We start from the raw sequence: 4,599 nt of genomic DNA, 5'->3' as shown, positions 1-4,599 counted from the left end.
GGTTCGGGTGGTGAAATCAGAGACCGTTTAGCAGGTGGACAAGGTTCGTTGCCTTTAGCAGGAACTGCCGTTTACATGACTGCACTTTCGCGTTTAGAAGATAACCGCCCTTGGGAAAAAGGCGTTGAAGAAAGACAATGGTTGTACCAAACCCCGATGGATATCCTGATCAAAGCATCTAACGGTGCTACAGATTTTGGAAATAAATTCGGTCAACCGCTTATTACTGGTTCGGTTTTAACTTTCGAACACGAAGAAGATTCCCGAAAACTGGGTTTCGATAAAGTAATTATGCTAGCGGGTGGTGTCGGTTACGGTAAAGCCAGTCAGGCACAAAAACTTAAACCAAAAGAAGGCGATAACATCGTTATCCTGGGTGGAGAAAATTATAGGATCGGGATGGGTGGTGCAGCCGTTTCATCTGCAGATACTGGTCAGCACGGAAGCGGCATTGAATTAAATGCCATCCAGAGATCGAACCCTGAAATGCAAAAACGTGCTGCAAATGCGGTACGTGGCATGGTAGAAAGCGATCACAATTCGATTATCTCTATCCACGATCACGGTGCAGGTGGTCACTTAAACTGTTTATCAGAGCTAGTTGAAGAAACCGGTGGTTTAATAGATCTTGATAAATTGCCAGTGGGCGACCCTACCCTTTCGGCTAAAGAAATTATCGGAAACGAATCGCAGGAGAGAATGGGCTTGGTAATCGGCAACGAGCATATCGAAACCTTACAAAAAATAGCCGACCGCGAACGCTCGCCAATGTATACCGTAGGTAAAGTAACCGGCGATCACCGTTTTACCTTTAAATCTGCAACAACAGGTTTAAAACCTATGGATTTTGAATTGGCCGCCATGTTTGGCAGTTCACCAAAAATCGTAATGGACGATCAAACCATCGACCGTAAATATGAAGCCGTAACCTATAACAACAACGAATTAAACACCTATTTAGAACAGGTGCTTCAATTAGAAGCGGTTGCATCTAAAGATTGGTTAACCAATAAAGTAGACCGTTGTGTGGGGGGGCGTGTAGCTAAACAACAATGTGCAGGCCCATTACAGTTGCCTTTAAACAACTGTGGTGTAATGGCTTTAGATTTTCAGGGGAAAGAAGGTATAGCCACTTCAGTTGGCCATGCACCACTTTCGGCCTTGATCGATCCTGCAGCGGGTAGCCGCAATGCGATTGCAGAATCACTTTCGAATATCGTTTGGGCACCCCTAAAAGATGGCTTAAAAAGTGTTTCACTTTCTGCCAACTGGATGTGGGCCTGTAAAAATGAAGGCGAAGATGCCCGTTTATATGCAGCGGTAAAAGCTTGTTCTGATTTTGCCATCGATTTAGGAATCAATATCCCAACCGGAAAAGATTCGTTATCGATGAAACAGAAATACAAAGATGGTGATGTAATTGCACCGGGAACGGTAATTATTTCTGCCGGAGCAAATTGCGACGATATTACCAAAGTGGTTGAGCCGGTACTTCAAAAAAACGGTGGATCAATTTATTACATCAACCTTTCTAACGATACCTACAAATTAGGTGGTTCATCTTTTGCACAGATTTTAAATAAAATCGGCACAGAAACACCTGATGTTAAAGGTGCTGATCAATTTAAAACAGCTTTTAATACCCTTCAGCAATTAATCAAAGCTGACAAAATCCAGGCAGGTCACGATATTGGTAGCGGTGGTTTAATCACAACCCTATTGGAAATGTGTTTTGCCGACCGCGATTTGGGCGCTTCGATCGATTTGTCTTCACTAGCGGAAGCAGATAGCATTAAAGTATTATTTGCAGAGAACATTGGTATTGTATTCCAGGCCGATGCTTCTGTTGAAGATACCTTTGCACAGGCCGGCGTTGCTTTCCATAAAATTGGTGAGGTAAATGCATCAGCTAAACTGGAAGTTAAAAATGCTGCTGATCGCTTCAGCTTTGATATCGACCATTTACGTGATGTTTGGTTCAAAACTTCATACTTATTAGATAGTAAACAAACCGGAAACGGATTGGCGAAAGAACGCTACGACAATTATAAAAACCATGTTTTAAATTACACTTTTCCATTACAATTTGATGGAAAGAAACCTGTAATCGATCCGACTAAACCACGACCAAAAGCAGCCATCATCCGCGAAAAAGGAAGTAATTCTGAGCGCGAACTGGCCAATGCCATGTATTTGGCAGGTTTTGATGTGAAAGACGTACACATGACCGATTTAATTACCGGAAGAGAAACTTTAGAAGATATCCAGTTTATAGGTGCAGTTGGTGGTTTCTCTAACTCTGATGTTTTAGGATCGGCCAAAGGTTGGGCAGGTGCATTTTTATACAACGAAAAAGCAAGAGTAGCCTTGGAGAAATTCTTTGCCCGTCCTGATACCTTATCAGTTGGGGTTTGCAATGGTTGCCAGTTATTTATAGAGTTGGGCTTAATTAACAAAGATCACGAAGAAAAACCTAAAATGCTCCACAACAAAAGTGGCAAGCACGAAAGTATTTTCACTTCGCTAACCTTACAAGAAAATAATTCGGTCATGTTATCTACACTGGCCGGAAGCACTTTAGGTGTTTGGGTATCACATGGTGAAGGAAGGTTCTCATTGCCATACACAGAAGATAAATATAAAATCGTGGCCAAATATGCTTACGAAACTTATCCAGCTAGCCCGAATGGCTCAGATTACAACACCGCAATGTTATGTGATGAAACTGGCCGCCACCTGGTAATGATGCCACACATTGAGCGTTCATTGTTCCAATGGCACTGGGCAAATTATCCACAAGGCCGTAAAGACGAAGTTTCGCCATGGATGGAAGCCTTCGTAAATGCACGCAAGTGGATTGAAAACAAGGGGTAAGCAACTGATGAAGCTGTAAAATGGATGATGGAATTAAAAACCATCATCCATTTTTTGTTTTTACAAGYATTCGTCATTTCGAGCAATTTGTTTCTTAAAATCGTCATGTTGAACTTGATTCAGCATCTATCATGCTAATTAAACCCTGAACAGGTAAGGTCAGGTACAACTGAATCATATAAATTGTCATTCTGAGGCACGAAGAATCTCTAACAGATAACTGGCTTGTTTTAATTTTTAATGGCTTTGAAATGGGAAACCGATAATAGCAAGCTTTCCATAGCTGAAGGATTCTTCACTGCGTTCAGAATGACAATTCTCCAACGATATTAAAAAAAACGGCCTGGGCACCGCCCAAACCGTTTCAATTTACCCAACCTTACATTTTTCTATAAGAGCATTAATAGAAAAATTATTTAGTCGTCATGCTGAACTTGATTCCGCATTTTTCCTTTGGGGTAGACCCTGAAACAAGTTCAGGGTGACGAATTTATCTCACCTAAATCCCCTGAATATCACTCCTAACCTCTTTACGCCAATCCTTTCCATATTTACGATCCATAAAAGAAGCTACTACTTTATTATAATCATTAATGGAAATATTTACAGGCATTACACAGCCAAATTCAGAATAAGCAATACCATATTTCTTTTCAAATAGTTCCTGTCCTTTAACATAAGTAGATACGATACCACCGCGGAGCAGAAACTTCACGCTACCCTTTTTTAAATCGGCATTAGCCAGCTTAATACTGTGCACTTTCGCACTGTCCACGACTATTTTAGACTTAGCATTCAATTGTACAGCTGCAAAACAGAGAAACATAAATATTGGAATGAGCTTTTTCATCTTAACTACTTTAGTTAATTTAATTAGAAATCTGAAAGTTGATGGCCATATTGTACCTTACACGCACCGGAACCCCTTTATTTTTCCCTGGCTTCCATAACGGTGATTTTTTAATTACTTTAATCGCTTCCTCATCACAACCAAAACCAATCCCTTTAATTACGGATACATCGGTAATCGAACCATCTTTCTCTACCACAAAACTTACATATACCTTACCTGCAGCACCTTCTTCCTGTGCCCTTGAAGGATACCTTAAATTACGTTCCATATATTTAGACCATGCTTTGGCACCACCGGTAAATTCAGGGTACTCATCAGCGCCTAAATAAACCTCTTTATCTTCTGGTGTTCCTGTACCTTCTTTAGCAGTTCCTGAACCATCACCATTACCTTTACCTTTATTGTCGGTTACTACCGCACCAGGAGCCACAACACCATCCTGTGTCTTAGTGCTGATCACTGCTAATTTTATATCATCAACTGTTGGAGGAGGGGGAAGCTCTGTTTTATTAACCACCACCACTTGTGATGGAATCGCTATTGTTTTAACCTTTACCGGATCAGCTTTAGCAGGCTCAACCTTTTTCTCTGGTTCAGGAGTCTTTGGTTTCATCTGATGAATTACATCAGTTAAATCGACAACCTTTGGCGGAGCTTCTACTATAATCTCCTTTGGAAACAGTTTAGCATAAATTAAAGGAGAGAAACACAAGAGGATAAACAGGCTTCCAGATACGAAAAGTGCTCTTGTCATAATCGATGAAGATTTAGACCTTAATTCATAAGCACCATAGTTTTTGTTGCGGTCTGCAAATACAAGATCGAGCCACTCGGTTTTGTATACGTTAATTAAAGAGTTGAACATAGCTAGC

The 4,599-nt window shown here is 40.8% G+C and carries 3 protein-coding genes; 1 reads left to right on the top strand and 2 read right to left on the bottom strand.

What is annotated here, in order from left to right; translation table 11 throughout:
• Positions 1 to 2,874: phosphoribosylformylglycinamidine synthase (purL, locus tag AC1DND_RS20350; RefSeq protein WP_477584404.1), on the top strand; the 2,874-nt coding region annotated here is incomplete at its 5' end.
• Positions 2,875 to 3,373: 499 nt separating this feature from the next.
• Here purL and AC1DND_RS20345 read toward each other — a convergent pair.
• Together AC1DND_RS20345 and AC1DND_RS20340 are read right to left on the bottom strand one after the other, a co-directional pair.
• On the bottom strand, positions 3,374 to 3,724 hold the full coding sequence (locus tag AC1DND_RS20345; protein WP_477584403.1) for an FEKKY domain-containing protein: 351 nt from the start codon (positions 3,722 to 3,724) through the stop codon (positions 3,374 to 3,376).
• Between the two features lie 19 nt (positions 3,725 to 3,743).
• Positions 3,744 to 4,599: energy transducer TonB (locus AC1DND_RS20340; RefSeq protein WP_477584402.1), on the bottom strand; the 856-nt coding region annotated here is incomplete at its 5' end.

This window comes from Pedobacter sp. 01N416, assembly GCF_056399685.1.
The sequence above is the reverse complement of the archived record's forward strand: the minus strand, read 5'-3'. Positions and strand labels throughout refer to the sequence as shown.

Excerpts from the sequence above, each read along its gene's own strand:
- AC1DND_RS20345 (WP_477584403.1), bottom strand. The coding sequence starts at position 3,724 with ATGAAAAAGCTCATTCCAATATTTATGTTTCTCTGTTTTGCAGCTGTA.